Source organism: bacterium, assembly GCA_008933615.1.
Lineage (GTDB): Bacteria > CLD3 > CLD3 > SB21 > SB21 > SB21.
The window spans coordinates 40,118-55,664 of sequence record WBUR01000012.1; the positions used below are offsets into that span (position 1 = coordinate 40,118).

The 15,547-nt window shown below is 45.1% G+C and carries 14 protein-coding genes; 8 read left to right on the forward strand and 6 right to left on the reverse strand.

The annotated features are described in order from the left end of the window. Positions 1-10: 10 nt before the first annotated feature. The 4 genes from F9K33_06090 to F9K33_06105 all read left to right on the forward strand — a co-directional run bounded on the left by F9K33_06090 (position 11) and on the right by F9K33_06105 (position 3,417). Entirely contained in the window at positions 11-766 is a 756-nt protein-coding gene (locus tag F9K33_06090) for a 16S rRNA (uracil(1498)-N(3))-methyltransferase (GenBank protein ID KAB2880214.1), read from the forward strand. Positions 767-1,275: 509 nt separating this feature from the next. Beyond that, positions 1,276-1,554 (forward strand): HU family DNA-binding protein, encoded by a 279-nt coding sequence (locus F9K33_06095; protein KAB2880215.1) that lies wholly within the window; start codon positions 1,276-1,278, stop codon positions 1,552-1,554. 146 nt (positions 1,555-1,700) lie between these two features. Then, complete coding sequence (locus F9K33_06100; GenBank protein ID KAB2880216.1) at positions 1,701-2,336, forward strand: phosphoribosylglycinamide formyltransferase; 636 nt, start codon at positions 1,701-1,703, stop codon at positions 2,334-2,336. Between the two features lie 25 nt (positions 2,337-2,361). Further along, complete coding sequence (locus F9K33_06105; protein ID KAB2880217.1) at positions 2,362-3,417, forward strand: hypothetical protein; 1,056 nt, start codon at positions 2,362-2,364, stop codon at positions 3,415-3,417. Positions 3,418-3,455: 38 nt separating this feature from the next. Here the strand turns inward: F9K33_06105 and F9K33_06110 are convergent, their stop codons facing one another. Continuing rightward, entirely contained in the window at positions 3,456-4,070 is a 615-nt protein-coding gene (locus F9K33_06110; GenBank protein ID KAB2880218.1) for a hypothetical protein, read from the reverse strand. Between the two features lie 5 nt (positions 4,071-4,075). Continuing rightward, positions 4,076-6,529: a leucine--tRNA ligase gene (locus F9K33_06115; protein ID KAB2880219.1), complete on the reverse strand. Its 2,454-nt coding sequence runs from the start codon at positions 6,527-6,529 to the stop codon at positions 4,076-4,078. A gap of 548 nt (positions 6,530-7,077) precedes the next feature. On the opposite strand from F9K33_06115, the gene F9K33_06120 reads away from it, so the two are divergent. Then, a complete protein-coding gene (locus F9K33_06120; GenBank protein KAB2880220.1) occupies positions 7,078-8,475 on the forward strand; it encodes an NADP-dependent isocitrate dehydrogenase in 1,398 nt (465 codons plus the stop codon). A 96-nt stretch (positions 8,476-8,571) separates the two neighbouring features. On the opposite strand, the gene pepE is transcribed toward F9K33_06120, so the two are convergent. Further along, positions 8,572-9,270: a dipeptidase PepE gene (gene pepE, locus F9K33_06125; GenBank protein KAB2880221.1), complete on the reverse strand. Its 699-nt coding sequence runs from the start codon at positions 9,268-9,270 to the stop codon at positions 8,572-8,574. 320 nt (positions 9,271-9,590) lie between these two features. After that, positions 9,591-11,759, reverse strand: coding sequence for an RNA-binding transcriptional accessory protein (locus tag F9K33_06130; protein ID KAB2880222.1), 2,169 nt, complete (start codon positions 11,757-11,759; stop codon positions 9,591-9,593). A gap of 254 nt (positions 11,760-12,013) precedes the next feature. Here F9K33_06130 and F9K33_06135 point away from each other — a divergent pair, with 254 nt between their 5' ends. Both F9K33_06135 and F9K33_06140 read left to right on the forward strand, forming a co-directional pair. Then, entirely contained in the window at positions 12,014-12,463 is a 450-nt protein-coding gene (locus F9K33_06135; protein KAB2880255.1) for an SRPBCC family protein, read from the forward strand. A gap of 27 nt (positions 12,464-12,490) precedes the next feature. Further along, positions 12,491-13,402, forward strand: coding sequence for a TIGR01777 family protein (locus F9K33_06140; protein ID KAB2880223.1), 912 nt, complete (start codon positions 12,491-12,493; stop codon positions 13,400-13,402). A gap of 5 nt (positions 13,403-13,407) precedes the next feature. Here the strand turns inward: F9K33_06140 and F9K33_06145 are convergent, their stop codons facing one another. Next, positions 13,408-14,166 (reverse strand): hypothetical protein, encoded by a 759-nt coding sequence (locus tag F9K33_06145; protein ID KAB2880224.1) that lies wholly within the window; start codon positions 14,164-14,166, stop codon positions 13,408-13,410. A gap of 124 nt (positions 14,167-14,290) precedes the next feature. On the opposite strand from F9K33_06145, the gene F9K33_06150 reads away from it, so the two are divergent. Beyond that, complete coding sequence (locus tag F9K33_06150; GenBank protein KAB2880225.1) at positions 14,291-14,878, forward strand: hypothetical protein; 588 nt, start codon at positions 14,291-14,293, stop codon at positions 14,876-14,878. Positions 14,879-14,934: 56 nt separating this feature from the next. Here F9K33_06150 and F9K33_06155 read toward each other — a convergent pair whose 3' ends face one another. Continuing rightward, a complete protein-coding gene (locus tag F9K33_06155; GenBank protein KAB2880226.1) occupies positions 14,935-15,546 on the reverse strand; it encodes a thioredoxin family protein in 612 nt (203 codons plus the stop codon). Position 15,547 lies beyond the last annotated feature (1 nt).

Consider the following 15,547-nt stretch of genomic DNA (forward strand, 5'->3'; position numbering starts at 1 on the left):
TTCGAGCCTCATGAAATCTCCAAATCATGACGATCAATATTTTTACGTGATGCCTGAAGACGTCGATAACCGCCAATCGGTGATACTGCGAGGCGAAGAAGCATTCCATTGCACCAAAGTATTGCGGAAAAAAGCAGGCGATCTTTTTTTTGCGGTTGACGGTTCGGGTAACGAATATCTCGTTGAACTGGAGGAGGCGCACAAGGATACGGTATCGTGCAGGATTATAGACAGCAAGACACGGCTTAGGGAATTACCGATGCATATCACGTTGGCACAAGCCCTCGTAAAACACGATCATTTTGACCTTGTGGTTGAAAAATGCACAGAACTTGGGGTCAGCACCATAATTCCACTGGAGACCGAACGAAGTTTAGCCGATCCAGGTAAGAATAAGTCTCGCCGCTGGCAAAAAATTATGATGTCGTCGATGAAACAATCCAGGCGATCGGTCCTTCCGCGACTGGACAATGTAACCCCACTGGCTGAACTTGTAGAAAAAAGCAACAATTACGATGTGAAAATCATTTTTCATGAAAAATCTGATCGGCCCGTGTTTGATTTTACAAAAAGCATGATTATCACCGGGACGAAGATGCTTGTTCTCGTTGGGCCGGAAGGCGGGTTTACCGAATCAGAACACCGTACGGCTGTCAGCCGTGATTTTATAAGTCTCTCCTTAGGACAACGACGCTTAAGAGCTGAAACAGCCGCTATCTGCGCGATCGGCATTTTCTCGAACCTCTGCACCCCGCAAAACACCTAAAAATCAGCGTTTTTTGGGTATAGTGGCTCAAAACACCTCAAAATAAGGGCTTTCCTTAAAATAAAACTTGACAAACCTCGTTTCATGAATTATATTGTACCATCCTGAATTTACGCGGACTACCCATTCTAAACACCGTCTGGTTAGGCATCCGCAAGGGTCGTCCGAAATAAAAGTGTTCAAGCCTGAAAAATTGTCTTTTTGTTCCTTTACAATATTTTTCGTGCATATCCGGTTGAATCACAAATGGAAAAGATAGGTTCAGCCTGAGCGCAGTCGAAGGCTGACTTTTCTATATTTTGTCATGGTTCGACAAGCTTGTCCTGAGCCCTGACGAAGGGCTCACCATGACGTATGTGAGTAAAACGGATAAGCACAATATTTTTTCTACCCTGTCTTTTCATGCTTCACGAGAGAATTCCGCGCAACGGAATGAAGCATGACAAGTATGCGCGCGTATAATAATAGTTGTATACGCCGTTTTTTAATCAAACAAAGGAGTCATTAAAATGACCAAAGCAGAGATCGTTGCCAGAATGGCAAAAGATGCCGACGTGCCAAAAACCAAAGCCGAAAAAGCTTTGAATGCGTTTGTGGACGCCGTCACCGGTTCGTTGAAAAAAGGTAAAGCCGTAACATTAGTTGGTTTCGGAACCTTTGGCGTTTCCAAAAGAAAAGCTCGTATGGGAAGAAATCCCCAGACCGGCGCTGCCTTGAAGATTGCTGCCGCAAAAGTTCCTAAATTCCGTGCCGGCAAAGCTCTCAAAACGGCCGTAAGGAAAAGTTAATTTTTAGCTCGCTTCGTAATAGGTAAAAGCGCTAAGAATTCCGTCCCTTCGCCTCTCGGCGGAGGGATTTTTTTTCTTGCACTCCACCTCATATTATTTTACCTTCTGAACACCCATTTACAAGCACGCTTTCAGCGTTATTTAAAATGTCCAGTTTTCGAATTGCAGTATTTGCCTCCGGGCAGGGCTCTAATTGCCGAGCCATTCACGACGCCATTGTAAATGGAAAGCTCAACGCCGAGATCGCCTTAATTGTCAGCAACAACCCGGATGCAGGCATTCTCGCATGGGCAAGTGAAAAAGGACTCACCCATATCTGTATTGCTTCAGAACAATTTGAAGATAAAAAACAGTTTCACGATACGCTCCTAAAAACTCTGGCATCACATCAGATCCAAATGATTGTGTTAGCCGGTTATATGAAAAAGATAGGACTGCCGTTGATTGAAGCTTACCCAAATAAGATCTTGAATATTCATCCCGCTCTGTTACCTGCATTTGGCGGGAAAGGGATGTATGGCGAGCATGTTCACAAAGCGGTTATTAATTACGGAGCAAAAATAACGGGGGTCACCGTTCATCTCGTGGATCCTGAATACGACCACGGTGCGATCGTCATGCAAGAGGCTTTGGAAGTAAGTGACAATGACACGCCGCAAACGCTGGCGGAACGGGTGCTCGCTTTGGAGCATCGGATTTATTATCAGGCAGTCCAGTTATTTGCAGAGAACAAAGTGATTGTACAGGATCGAAAAGTCTTTCTTTCAAAAAACATATCATAGAAACGAAACGAACAGGAGGAGTTACATGAAAATCCTAAAATTCGCAGCCACGTGCATACTGCTGGCCGGTTTAACTCTGGGACCGCTCTGGGCACAGGGAAAAACCTCGATGGATGCAGAAAAACAAGGGATTGCCATTGTCCCTTTCGATTACGTGGCGCTGAGCAAGAATTACGGAGCGACCGAATCCTATTCCGCAACGGGTGCGCGATCGGTACAGTGGAGAGCCGGAAGTTCGGATGTTTTCTCCGATGCCGACCAAGTCAAGGCCTTCGCCGATGCGGCCACAGAAAAAGTGACCAATGCCTTCGTTAAACTGAAACGATTCAAAGTCCTTTCACGCAAGGACGTTGAAAAGATCATGAACGAACAAAATTTTCAAATGTCCGATAATGTGAACACGGAAACTGCCGTCCAGATGGGCAATATGCTTGGAGCTGCTTACATGGTGATGGGGCAAATGCAGAATGTGTCCGCCACAGAAATCAAAGACTCGAAAGGGAAAGCTACAAATTCGTACACCGGTAATGTAGAAATGCAGCTTCGCATCGTGGATCTTGCAACGGGTGAAATTACGGCGTCGAAGGATTTTAAAGGCGACAAAGGAGGCGCTGAAGCCGCTGTAGCAGGTATGCTGGGCAGTTTTATGAAAAAATCGGGAGGCGCAACCAATGTTGTTGCTACTCTTGGCGGTTCCAATACGCCGTCTAATGCGGCTTTTGCGGCGTTGGGCGAGGCTGAAGACAAGGTTTACGAATGGGCAAAATCGGCATTCCCGGTCGAAGGTGAAATTTTTGAAATTTTGAAGGAAAGTAAGAAAGAAGGCGCTGTGCGGGTCAATATAACTTGCGGCAAAGATATCGGCGTAAGAAAAGACGACATGTTCAAAGTTTATATTGAAACGGAAATAGAAGTTGCAGGCAAGATGCGTAAGAAGACTACCGATCTTGGTAAATTATCCGTAAAAACCGTAGCAGAAGACGGGTGGTCATCAATATGTGACGTTGAAAAAGGAGGAAAGACTATTTCTGATAATTTCAAAAACGGCGTGAAAATGAAAGTGGTAGGCGTAAAGAAATAACTCTATTTTAATAGCAGATTCTAAAACTCCCGAATGGTTCAGTTCGGGAGTTTTTTGTTTATAACCGTTCTCATAAATTCTTCAAAATTTCGTAACGACCCTTTAATCACCAACTCGTTACTCAATACGGAATCCAAGATTGCCGGCGTGTTTCTGAATCCTGAATAATTCTTTATTAGCGAATAATTACTCCGAAGCCTGTCGAATGAATTCGTTAACGCGGTCAAATGCTCTTGATACTCTGAAGAAGGTTTCAATATAAGCGTGTGAAGGCTGTCGAGATAATCCATGTTATATTTTTCGGCCGACTTATAGTTCTCAGACTCGATAACCCTCTTTATTGCCGCCTTCCAGTCAGTGTTTGTTCCTGCACGCAACATCATCGCAAACCGCAGGTTAAAATCATTGCTGCGATGGCCGAGTTCAATGGAAAAAGCCAATATCCTGTCCTCGTATCTTTGATGCTTTAATGAATCCAAATTTCGTCCAGGTAAAATTGGAAACTCATTTGTAATTACGGTTTGCCGCTCGGGTTGCATCGTTGCTTCCGGTTCCGTTTTTTTCTTAGAGCAGGAAACGCCGATGACCATCAAAAATACGACGAAAAGTAGTAGATTGAGCTTTATCATGAGTAACTGACTTTTTAATGCCACGTAAGTTAACCTTTGATTACGATGTTTACTAATTTATCCGGCACGACGATCATTTTCACAATTGCTTTTCCTTCGATCCAATGTCCTGCCTTTTCTTTTGCCATCTTTTCGAGAACATCTTTCGAGGCGCCCTTTTCGACAAAAAGTTTATCGCGCAATTTTCCATTCACTTGTACAACCACCGTAATTTCATCATCCACAGTTAATGTTTCATTATACTCCGGGAATGAAGCTCTTGCCAGCGACGTTGTATGGCCTAATTTTTCCCATAGTTCCTCCGCAAGATGGGGCGCGAAAGGCGCTAGCACCAGTACAAACGGTTCAAGGATCTTTCTAGGACGTACTGTCGTCGGCGTCATCTCATTGACAAAAATCATCATTTGTGAAATGGCCGTATTAAAGCTTAGTGTTTCAATATCGCCGCTGACTTTCTTGATCGTTTTATGGAGAATTTTTTTCAGTTCCTGCGACGGTTCGATATCTTGAAGTTGTGAACTGATCCTTCCCTCCGCATCGATGTAGAGCCGCCATACGCGCTGGAGAAAACGATACACACCTTCAACTCCATTCGTACTCCAGGGCTTCACTTGTGTCAAAGGCCCCATAAACATTTCATACAATCGAACGGCGTCAGCTCCGTATTTGGAAATAATATCGTCGGGATTAACCACATTGCCGCGAGACTTGGACATCTTCTGGGAGTCTTCGCCAAGTATGAGACCTTGATTTACAAGTTTCACAAACGGCTCTTTCGTTGAAACCAATCCCATATCATACAGAACCTTGTGCCAGAAACGCGCATAGAGCAAATGAAGCACGGCATGTTCCGCGCCGCCGATATACGTATCAACAGGCATCCAGTATTTTTCTTTTTCAGGATCGCAAAAAACTTTTTCATTGTGGGGGTCGCAGTACCGAAGATAATACCAGCATGAACCCGCCCACTGCGGCATGGTATTGGTTTCGCGGCGGGCTTTATTTCCGCTGGATGGATCAACTGTATTCACCCACGATTCCATCGCGGCAAGCGGCGATTCACCGGTTCCGGCCGGCTTGTAGGAACTCAGTTCCGGCAGCATCAGCGGCAATTCAGATTCCTCCAGCGGCTTGATGGCGCCGTCTTCCATATGTATCAGAGGAAAAGGTTCTCCCCAATATCGCTGACGCGAAAAAAGCCAGTCGCGGAGTTTATAGTTTATTTTCGACTTGCCCATACTTTTCTTCTCAAGCCATTCGATGGTTTTTTTCTTGGCATCGTTGATCATAAGCCCATTAAGAAAATCACTATTGATTGCCGGACCGTCTCCGGTATACGCTTTACCGTCAAAACCCGAGGGCGGCTGAACCGTGCGAAGGATCGGTAATTTGTACATTTCAGCAAATTCCCAATCTCTTTCGTCCTGCCCGGGAACCGCCATGATCGCGCCCGTACCGTAACTGATCAAAACATAATCCGCAATCCAGATCGGAATTTCTTTTTGATTTGCCGGATTGATCGCGAACGCGCCTGTCCATACACCGGATTTCTCTTTTGCAAGTTCAGTCCGTTCCATATCACTTTTGAGCGCGGCTTTGCGTCTGTACTCATTGACAATTTTCTTTTGTTCGGAAACAGTAATTTTTTCCACCAGAGGATGTTCCGGCGCCAGAACCATGTACGTTGCCCCGAAAATCGTATCCGGACGGGTGGTGAATACCGAAAGAGTATCGGAAACGTCTTTGATCTTGAAGTGAATCTCTGCGCCTTCACTTTTCCCGATCCAGTTGCGCTGCATATCTTTAATGCTTTCCGGCCAATCAACCAATTCAAGATCTTCAAGAAGCCGATCTGCATACTTTGTAATTTTCAGCATCCACTGATGCATCGGTTTTCGAACTACCGTAAACCCTTTTTCGATCTGTTCCGGTACTTCTTCATTGGCGAGTACAGTGCCGAGTTCCGGACACCAGTTCACAGGAACTTCGGCGATATAGGCAAGCCCTCGTTTGTACAGCTGTAAAAAGATCCATTGCGTCCACTTGAAATATTTTGGATCGGTGGTATTGACTTCTCGGTCCCAGTCATAGGAAAACCCGAACATTTTCAGCTGGCGGCGAAACGTGTCGATATTCTGCTGTGTGGTGATAGCGGGATGAACGCCGGTTTTGACGGCATACTGCTCCGCCGGCAAGCCGAAAGCATCCCAGCCCATCGGATGCAGGACGTTAAACCCTTTCATACGTTTATACCGTGCAATGATATCCGTCGCGGTATATCCCTCCGGATGGCCGACATGCAAGCCCGCGCCCGATGGGTACGGAAACATATCAAGCACGTAATACCGTTTATCTTTTGGAAATGACGGGTCTTCGGTGGTCTTGAATGTTTGATTCTTTTCCCAATAATCCTGCCATTTTCTTTCGATTTCATTAAAGTCGTATTTGGCTGCGTCTGCTCTCTGTTCCGGTTTTTCTGACATGTTCTTTCCTTGAGTGTAAATATTCCCGCAAATGGCTCAGATGGACGCAAATAAAAAACGTCGATTGCGTGCGATACGGGTTACATAACTTAATGCGCTTATCGGATTCTCTCACAGTTAGCGAATTACTTGTCAGCCTGAGCTTGTCGAAGGCTGATTTTATTGATCGTTTGTCATGCTTCGACAGCTGCTCCTGAGCCCTGCCGAAGGGCTCAGCATGACTTTGTGAGCCAACCCGATGAGCAGGTAACTTAATGCGGTAGCGGAAATGGTTTCCGAGAACTACAGCGCACGAATTATAAAAAAAGTGTGTGCCAAATGCAACCCCTCCTTAGCCTCATTTAAAACTGAAGGGACTGGGTATGTTTTCAGCTGCCACACTCAAAAAAAAGTGCAAAATCATGACGAAAGTCATAGTTTATTGAGATTTTTTTTACGAAAATTAGACTATTAATCTTAGAATTCGGCTATTAATTGACCGAAATTCTGAATTCAAGAAGACTAAAAAGTTTCAAATCATATTCAACTAAAATATCAGGAGACTGATTATGTACAAGGATATTCAAGTGCCAAAGGACGGCGCAAAGATCACTATTGACAACGGAAAACTGAAAGTACCGGATAATCCAATTATACCATTCGTCGAAGGCGACGGCACGGGACGTGACATCTGGCGGGCATCGGTTCGCGTTTTTGACGCTGCGGTTGCGAAAGCTTACGGCGGAAAACGCAAGATGCACTGGATGGAAGTGTACGCCGGTGAAAAATCATTTAAGATGTCCCAAAGCTGGCTTCCGGATGAGACGGTCGAAGCTTTTAAGGAATTTTTGGTCGGCATCAAAGGACCATTAACAACGCCGATCGGCGGCGGCATCCGCTCGCTGAATGTAGCGCTTCGTAAACTGCTTGATCTGTATGTTTGCCTGCGCCCGGTTCGTTGGTACAAAGGCGTTCCCTCCCCGGTCATTCATCCTGAATATGTGGACATGGTTATTTTCCGAGAAAATACTGAGGATATCTATACCGGCATCGAGTTTCAATACGGCACAGAGGACAATAAAAAGTTCAAACAGGTTTTTAAGGAAGCCTTTCCAAAAGAATACGCTAAAATGCGATTCCCGGATACAGCCGGTATAGGGATCAAGCCGGTTTCCGTCGAAGGTACTGAACGTCTGGTTCGCGCCGCAATCACGTGGGCGCTGCTGAATAAACGCAAGAGCGTGAATTTCGTACACAAGGGCAATATTATGAAATTTACGGAAGGCGCTTTCAAGGATTGGGGTTACACACTGGCCGCGCGTGAATTCAGAAACCAGATCGTTACCGAACGCGAAACATGGATTCTGGGAAATAAAGAAAAAAACGCCAACCTGAGCGTGGAAGAAAACGCCAAGGCGATCGACCCCGGTTTTGACATGATGTCGCCGGCACAGCAAAACGACATTACGAAGGAAGTTGAAGCGGCGCTGAAATTATGGGATACGCATGGCGACGGCAAGTGGAAATCCATGCTTCTCATTAAAGATTCCATTGCCGACGTGAGTCTGCAATTTACTCTGATTCGTCCGCGCGATTATGATGTGATTGCCACGCTTAACTTGAACGGCGATTATCTCTCCGACGCGCTTGCCGCGCAGGTTGGCGGCATCGGGATTGCGCCCGGCGCTAATATTAACTATGTCACGGGGCATGCGATATTCGAAGCGACGCACGGAACGGCTCCAAAATATGCCGATCTCGACAAGGTGAATCCCGGCTCGGTAATTCTTTCTGGCGAAATGATGTTCCGTTATATGGGCTGGACTGAAGTGGCCGACCTGATCGTCAAAGGCATGGAAGGGGCTGTAGCTGCCAAGACCGTTACATACGATTTTGCCCGCTTAATGGACGGCGCAAAAGAGATCAAGTGCAGCGAATTTGCAGATGCAATGATCAAACACATGTAAGAAGATAAAATCAGATTTCTAAAAAAAGTCACCCTGACTTGTCGAAGGGTGACTTTTTTTTATTGTACTTTTTGAATTAATTCCGAAGGCCGTGAGTTACTTCAACAAAAAATCCAGATTGGCGCCTGGCTTATATTCGGCCGGTACTTCATTTTTCCTGAAAATTTTCGTACCGTTGATCCCTCCAAGCATAACGGATGCGCCTTCGATGCGAAGCCAAGCTCCTTCGCGCAAACCCACGACGACGGTATCGTTCATTTCGTGGAACTCATTGATTCGCTGTTCGCGTGTCTCGCCTTGATGGGTAGAATTCGGATCCGGATCAATATAGTGCGGATTGATATTGAACGGCACGAGCCCCAGCGCGTCAAATGTCGGCGGATACACGATCGGCATGTCGTTGGTCGTCTTGATCGAAACGGTGGCAACATTGGTTCCGGCGCTTGCGCCGATGTAAGGCATGCCGTTTTGAACTTTTTCCCGTATGACCGTAATTATTTTCTCGTCGTACATTCGTTTTAACAAACGAAATGTATTTCCTCCGCCGATATGAATTGCTGAGGCGGTTTTCACGCCCTCACCGGGATCTTTGAATTCATGAATGGAACGAACATCAATACCCATCTTTGCGTAGCGCTCACGGGTTTTGGCCGTGTAGCCGTCCAGATCATTGAGGGCGTATGGAACAAATAAGATCGATCTAATTTCGCCAAGAAAATCTTTGATCTCGCCGGCGCAGTGATCAAGAAAACCGCCGCCGTAATTGGTGGAATTGCTGATGAGAAGTAGTCGCATAGTTTTTTCCTTAAGTTATATAATTATCAGTGATCATCGTGATCATCGTAACCATCGCGACCATCGTGAACATCGTAAACACCGTGAACACCGTGAATGCTATCAACTTACAAATCGGCTAAATAATAAACATCTTTCACAGCTTTTCCGCTTTTTTCTTGTTTCACAACCAAGGCTCCTTTGGCCCGTAATTCAATAATTCTCGGGTTAATATAATTTGTGTCTTCATGACAATTCTCCGTCAACGTTCCGCAGCATTAAGAAGTTATTAACGTGGAAATTGTGCAGCGGTTACTCGAATTGATGCAAAGTTTAACCAATTACATCTTCATGGTCAATTGAATTCTCCCCTTGGCAATATCCACGCCCAGAACCTTTACGTCCACCACATCGCCCACTGCTACGACTTCCATCGGGTTCTTCACGTACTTGTTGGACAACTGGCTGATATGAACCAGCCCGTCCTGTTTGACTCCGATATCCACAAAAGCGCCAAAATCAACTACGTTTCGAACAGTTCCTTTGAGTGTCATGCCTTCCCGCAGATCCTCCATTTTCAACACATCGGACTTGAAAATCGGTTTCGGCATTTCTTCTCGCGGATCGCGCCCGGGTTTTTTTAAGTTTTCAAGAATATCCTTCAAGGTTGGCAAGCCCACGCCAACTTCGCCCGCAATATTTTCAAGAGGAAGATTTGAATTCTTTAATTGAAGATCAAGGAGATTTCCTGCAATTTTTGGATCAACAATACTAAATTTACTAAGCAGTTTTTCCGTTGCCAGATAGGATTCCGGATGAATGGATGTGTTATCTAATACATTCTCTCCGTCAGGAATTCGCAGGAAGCCCGCGCATTGTTGAAAAGCTGCCGGTCCGATGCCGCTGACCTCCAGCAATTGTTCGCGCCGCACAAATTTGCCTTTGGCATCCCGGAATCGAATGATCGACGTAGCCGTTTTAGACGAAAGCCCGGAAACATAGGTCAGCAGGGATGCGGAGGCCGTATTTAGATTGACGCCAACATAATTCACTGCAGATTCGACTACGGACGTCAGCGTATCGGCTAAACGTTTCTGATTGAGATCATGCTGATACTGTCCAACGCCGATGGATTTAGGATCGATCTTAACCAATTCAGCAAGTGGGTCAAGCAAGCGTCTTGCAATAGAAATATTGCCGCGCTGAGACGCGTCAAGGTCAGGAAATTCCTCCTTCGCGATCTTCGATGTTGAATAGACCGATGCGCCGGCTTCACTGACGATAGTATAGACCAACTCCAGCTCCCCCTTCTCCTTTTTCAAATCGGCAATAATATCTGTAACCATGGCTTCGGTTTCCCGCGACGCTGTTCCGTTTCCGATTGAAATGACTGTCACCCAATATTTTTTGACGAAATTCTCTATGATTTTTATCGACGCATGAATTTCTTTCTGGGGTTCATGCGGATAAATCGTATCGCCGGCGAGATACTTACCGGTTTCGTCGATCACTGCAACCTTACAACCTGAACGGAATCCCGGGTCGATGCCCATGATAACTTTGCCTTTGGTCGGAGCCTGAAGGAGTAAATTTTTCAGATTGACTCCAAAAACACCGATAGCATGTTCTTCCGCTTTTTCGGTGAACTCGCCACGCACTTCCCGTTCGATAGAAGGAGCGATCAGACGGTAATAGCCTTCCTGAATAGCTTCGACAACTTGTTCACGAAATATCGATTTTTGTTTTTTTATATATCGATTACCAATCAAATTACAACAAGTTTCTTCATCCACCTTGAGGTTGACTCGGAGTTTTTCTTCACGTTCGCCGCGATTGACCGCCAGAATGCGATGCGGCGGCATTTTGTTAATCGCTTCTTTGTAATCGTGGTACATTTCGTAATCTTTGTCATCTTCCGCTTTTTTCTCCACAATCAGAATTCCATCGTCTTTGGTGAATTCACGAATGACTTTACGAACGCCCGCATCTTCGCTGATCATTTCTGCGACTATATCCCGCGCGCCCTGCAGAGCCTCTTCGACAGACCCCACTTTCTTTTCAACGCTAATATATTCTTTCGCATAATCCTCGACAGCGCCCCGTATCACTTCCTGAGCCAAAATTATGAGAGCCAAAGGTTCAAGGCCTTTCTCCTTCGCAATAATTCCTTTGGTTCGACGTTTTGGTTTGAAAGGCAGGTAGAGATCTTCAAGCTCTTGTAATTTTGCAGCGCTTTCAATTTTCTTCCTGAGTTCTTCAGTCAGTTTCCCCTGTTCGTCAATGGACTTTAGAACCGTTTCTTTTCGAGCTTCGAGGGCGCGATAGTACGTCACCTTATCAAGAATACCGCGTATCTGATTTTCATCCAGACTGCCCGTAACTTCTTTTCGATAACGTGTGATAAAAGGAACCGTGTTTTCGAGATCAAGCAGTTCCACCGTTGCATGAATATTCCGTTCAGTAATGGATAACTCTTTTGCGATTAATCTAATGATGTCATGTTCGGTCATGAAACAATACTCCTGAGTGATAAAGCAGGCCGCAGAAATCAAAGAGGCACTATGAGCCCGAAAATTATTTTCGATCTGTGTGTCAGTTGGATGTTGAGTTTATTTTAGCGTTTGAATAATAACCGTTTTGGAATGAAAATACAAGGGGCTGAATATTACGTAATAACTCGTATTGAGCATTCAACTGAATAGAGTAAATTAGGATACATTTATCTAAAATAACTATTTCATTCAGATCATTGAAAACCTATCTTCTGAAAAGAACCCAGGTAATTCGTAGCCCATTGGCTAAGGTCTTTGAGTTTTTTGAATCGCCTGAAAACCTTTCGATAATTACACCGCCATGGTTACGGTTTGTTATAAAGACGCCATTGCCAATCGATATGAGATCCGGCACCGTGATTGAATACACCATACGATGGCTTGGCATACCGGTTCGATGGAAAACTAAAATTACGGACTATGAACCGCCGTTACGTTTTGTTGACGAACAAATCACTGGTCCTTATTCCTTATGGCACCATACACATGTTTTTCGTGAAACAAAAGGGATGACTGAAATGACAGACACGGTACGATACCGGCTCCCGTTCGGCATCTTCGGCCAACTGGTTCATTGGCTTCTGGTGCACAGACAATTACAAAAAATTTTTGATTTTCGCTATCGAGCAATCGAAACGATATTCAATAGCATCCATTCTTAACAGGTGAATTGAAACGCGGAGTATTTTATGAAAATCGTTTTAGCCGGCGCAACCGGATTCATCGGTCAAAAGTTGATTGATAAGCTACTGGCAGATGAACACAAAATCGTTATACTTACACGGAATCCCAATAAGGCAAGGAACACGTTTGGCAGTAGTGTGAATGCGATTAAGTGGGATGCGCATTCAACCGGCGATTGGTGCAATGCTATCAATGGTTCAGGCGCTGTAATCAATCTGGCCGGAGAATCTTTAGCGGCTAGTCGATGGAACGAATCCCAAAAACAACTATTACGCGACAGCCGAATTAATGCAACTCGTGTGATCGTTCAGGCGATTGAAGGATCATCCGACAGGCCGTCCGTTCTGGTTAACGCAAGCGCAGTCGGCTATTACGGAGATGTGCCGGACGATACGGTTACAGAAAAGTATCCTGCCTCTAACGATTTTCTGGGAATCTTGAGCAAACAATGGGAAGATGAAGCGCATCAAGCGGATCGTTTGGGCGTTCGTGTTGTTTGTTTGCGAATCGGAATTGTCCTCGGCGGCGGCGGCGGAGCGCTGGAGAAAATGATTCTTCCGTTCAAATTTTTTATCGGCGGGCCGCTGGGCTCCGGCAAGCAATGGTTTCCATGGATCCATCGGGACGACGTAATTGACAGCATTCGATTTGTTTTGATGAACGAAAAAATTACCGGCGCGGTCAATCTGACGGCGCCTAGTCCGGTCACGATGAATGATTTCTGTAAAACACTCGGCAGAGTCATGGGCCGTCCTTCTATAATGCGCGTCCCAGGATTTGTATTGAAATTGGCCGTTGGGGAATTCGCTCAGTTTCTTCTGGCTGGCCAAAAAGCCGTTCCGGATAAGCTCTTGAAGAATAAGTATCAGTTTCTCTATTCCGACCTTGAGAAGGCTTTGAGAAACATACGGGTATAGCAGATTCAATTCCGGAGATTTTGTTTTACGGTAGCCGTTGTGTCAGTAATCCACGCGATGCTTTGCTGCAAATAGGACACATAGGAGTTAGCCTCATAGTGGCCCAACCCGTCTGCGATCACCAGCTCTGCGCGCCGGTTGTTTGAATGCATAACTTCAACTGCTCGACGAACGGAAGCGGTGCCAAAGAGTTCGTCATGCTGACCTTGAATGACATAATGCGGAACTGCCCCCGTCAGAAATCCGACAGGCTCTGATGCCATCGGAATCGCTGCAAAAAAAATATCGGAATATTTATCGGCATAGTACCACGTCCCAATACCACCCATACTATATCCGGTAATAATGATTTTCTGAGGATCCACCGGCCATTCGTCTATGGCCATTGATATAAAAGACATTACCGCTTGCTCGCTCTTTTTGTCTAACCATGATTCTCCGGGCGCGTCCGGCGCTACGATAATAGCTCCCAAATCTGATAATGCCGGTTGCACCAAAACCTGCATGTAATTGTTTCCGCGATAGGGCGTTGCGGGGCCTGCATAATGTAATGCAATAACGAGCGGAACTTTTTTATTTTGTGGAATGACCGGAACCCACAATCCGTAAAGTAAATCATTTCCGTCACTCATTCTCGCTGACTCCGTATGGAATCCTGCGGATAAAACAACATCGTTAATATCCTGCCTGTTGACATAAACGCCAGATGTTTGTTCACAAGCGCAAAGACCGAAGAATAAAACAAATACAGAAAAGCGAATCATAATTATCTCACGTATGATTTGAAATTTTTACGTAGAATTCTATTTGCGGTTGCATTATTATTTTTTTTGAAACATAAATCTTCGGCTTGAGTATATAGGTTCAACTGTAGAGGAGATAGTGAATATGAAATTTTTCTCAATTGTTTTTGCAGCCTGGATATTGGTTTATTGTCATGATATCACTGCACAGGAAGCAAAACCCCGCTATTTCTATGGCAGCGTGAATTATATGTTTCCAAAATACACGGAGCCTCTAGCCAGCCGGGCTTCTTTTGCTTCACGCGTTCCTGAATCAGCGCACATACCTTTACATATTGATGCTGTTGGCTATTACTTTAGTTACAAAAAATTGACTTTAATCGGCGGCGTGATGCAGGTCGATATCGATCGTTACAGCGCCTATAGTGAAAAGCTCCAGGTTGAATATTATCAGCCGTCTTTCAGCGTTTTCCATTATCTCGACGGACAAATTGGTTCCGGCTTATTTATCCGTGGAGATATCGGCCCTGCGTTTTTGCGCATTTCTTCAAACGACCAAGGAACCGAAAAATCAAATATTGGATGGGGTTACTTACTTGGAGCGGGCGCTTCGCTGTCAACGGGATCCACTATTCTGCTTGCCTCAGCAAATTTCGCCAGTAAATCATTTCACGATAAATCGTACCGGTTTTTCAGTTTGGGCCTTGGTATCATGATTAAGAAGGCCAATTAAATGTTTTCACAAAATTAAATTCCGCACTATCCTTCATTTTCATTATCCAATTTATTTCAACTCTTCTTCCATTTGATTGTGCATCCGATCGCTTTAGTAAAATTAACTGCGGGCTTCTGTCCTTTAATCAGCGCGTTAATTGCCGCTTCCACGTATTTATTTTTTGCAGCATCGGCGTTCTCGGTATTGTCATCAATGGCGCCTATGTAAACCACCTCAAGGCCGCCTGATGTTTTTTGAAGAACATACATGTGCGGCGTGCGCGTGGCGCCGTACGTTCTGGCTATCTCCTGCGTTTCGTCTACGAGATAAGGAAAGGTGAATTTCTTTTCTTTGGCGCGCGTGATCATATTATCGAACGAGTCCTCAGGATAATCCGTCGGATCGTTCGGATTGATTGCGATCACGGGATATCCGAGAGATGCAAATTTTTTGTCCAACGCAATGATCCGATCTTCGTAGGCTTTGGAATATGGGCAGTGATTGCAGGTGAACGTGACGATGAATCCATTGACATCATCTCCGTAATTTTTCAGCGACACATATTTTCCGTCCACATTTTTCAAGCTAAAGTCACGCGCTTTATCCCCGACTTTATAACCTTGAGCCAAGAGATTTCCGGCCAAAAGTAAAAACGCAAATAAAAAGCTAACGGTATTTTTTTTCATA

Coding starts and splice junctions, on each gene's coding strand:
- pepE (KAB2880221.1), bottom strand. CDS start 9,270: ATGCGACTACTTCTCATCAGCAATTCCACCAATTACGGCGGCGGTTTT.
- F9K33_06155 (KAB2880226.1), bottom strand. CDS start 15,546: ATGAAAAAAAATACCGTTAGCTTTTTATTTGCGTTTTTACTTTTGGCC.
- F9K33_06100 (KAB2880216.1), top strand. CDS start 1,701: ATGTCCAGTTTTCGAATTGCAGTATTTGCCTCCGGGCAGGGCTCTAAT.
- F9K33_06105 (KAB2880217.1), top strand. CDS start 2,362: ATGAAAATCCTAAAATTCGCAGCCACGTGCATACTGCTGGCCGGTTTA.
- F9K33_06095 (KAB2880215.1), top strand. CDS start 1,276: ATGACCAAAGCAGAGATCGTTGCCAGAATGGCAAAAGATGCCGACGTG.
- F9K33_06150 (KAB2880225.1), top strand. CDS start 14,291: ATGAAATTTTTCTCAATTGTTTTTGCAGCCTGGATATTGGTTTATTGT.
- F9K33_06090 (KAB2880214.1), top strand. CDS start 11: ATGAAATCTCCAAATCATGACGATCAATATTTTTACGTGATGCCTGAA.
- F9K33_06140 (KAB2880223.1), top strand. CDS start 12,491: ATGAAAATCGTTTTAGCCGGCGCAACCGGATTCATCGGTCAAAAGTTG.
- F9K33_06115 (KAB2880219.1), bottom strand. CDS start 6,529: ATGTCAGAAAAACCGGAACAGAGAGCAGACGCAGCCAAATACGACTTT.
- F9K33_06120 (KAB2880220.1), top strand. CDS start 7,078: ATGTACAAGGATATTCAAGTGCCAAAGGACGGCGCAAAGATCACTATT.
- F9K33_06130 (KAB2880222.1), bottom strand. CDS start 11,759: ATGACCGAACATGACATCATTAGATTAATCGCAAAAGAGTTATCCATT.
- F9K33_06145 (KAB2880224.1), bottom strand. CDS start 14,166: ATGATTCGCTTTTCTGTATTTGTTTTATTCTTCGGTCTTTGCGCTTGT.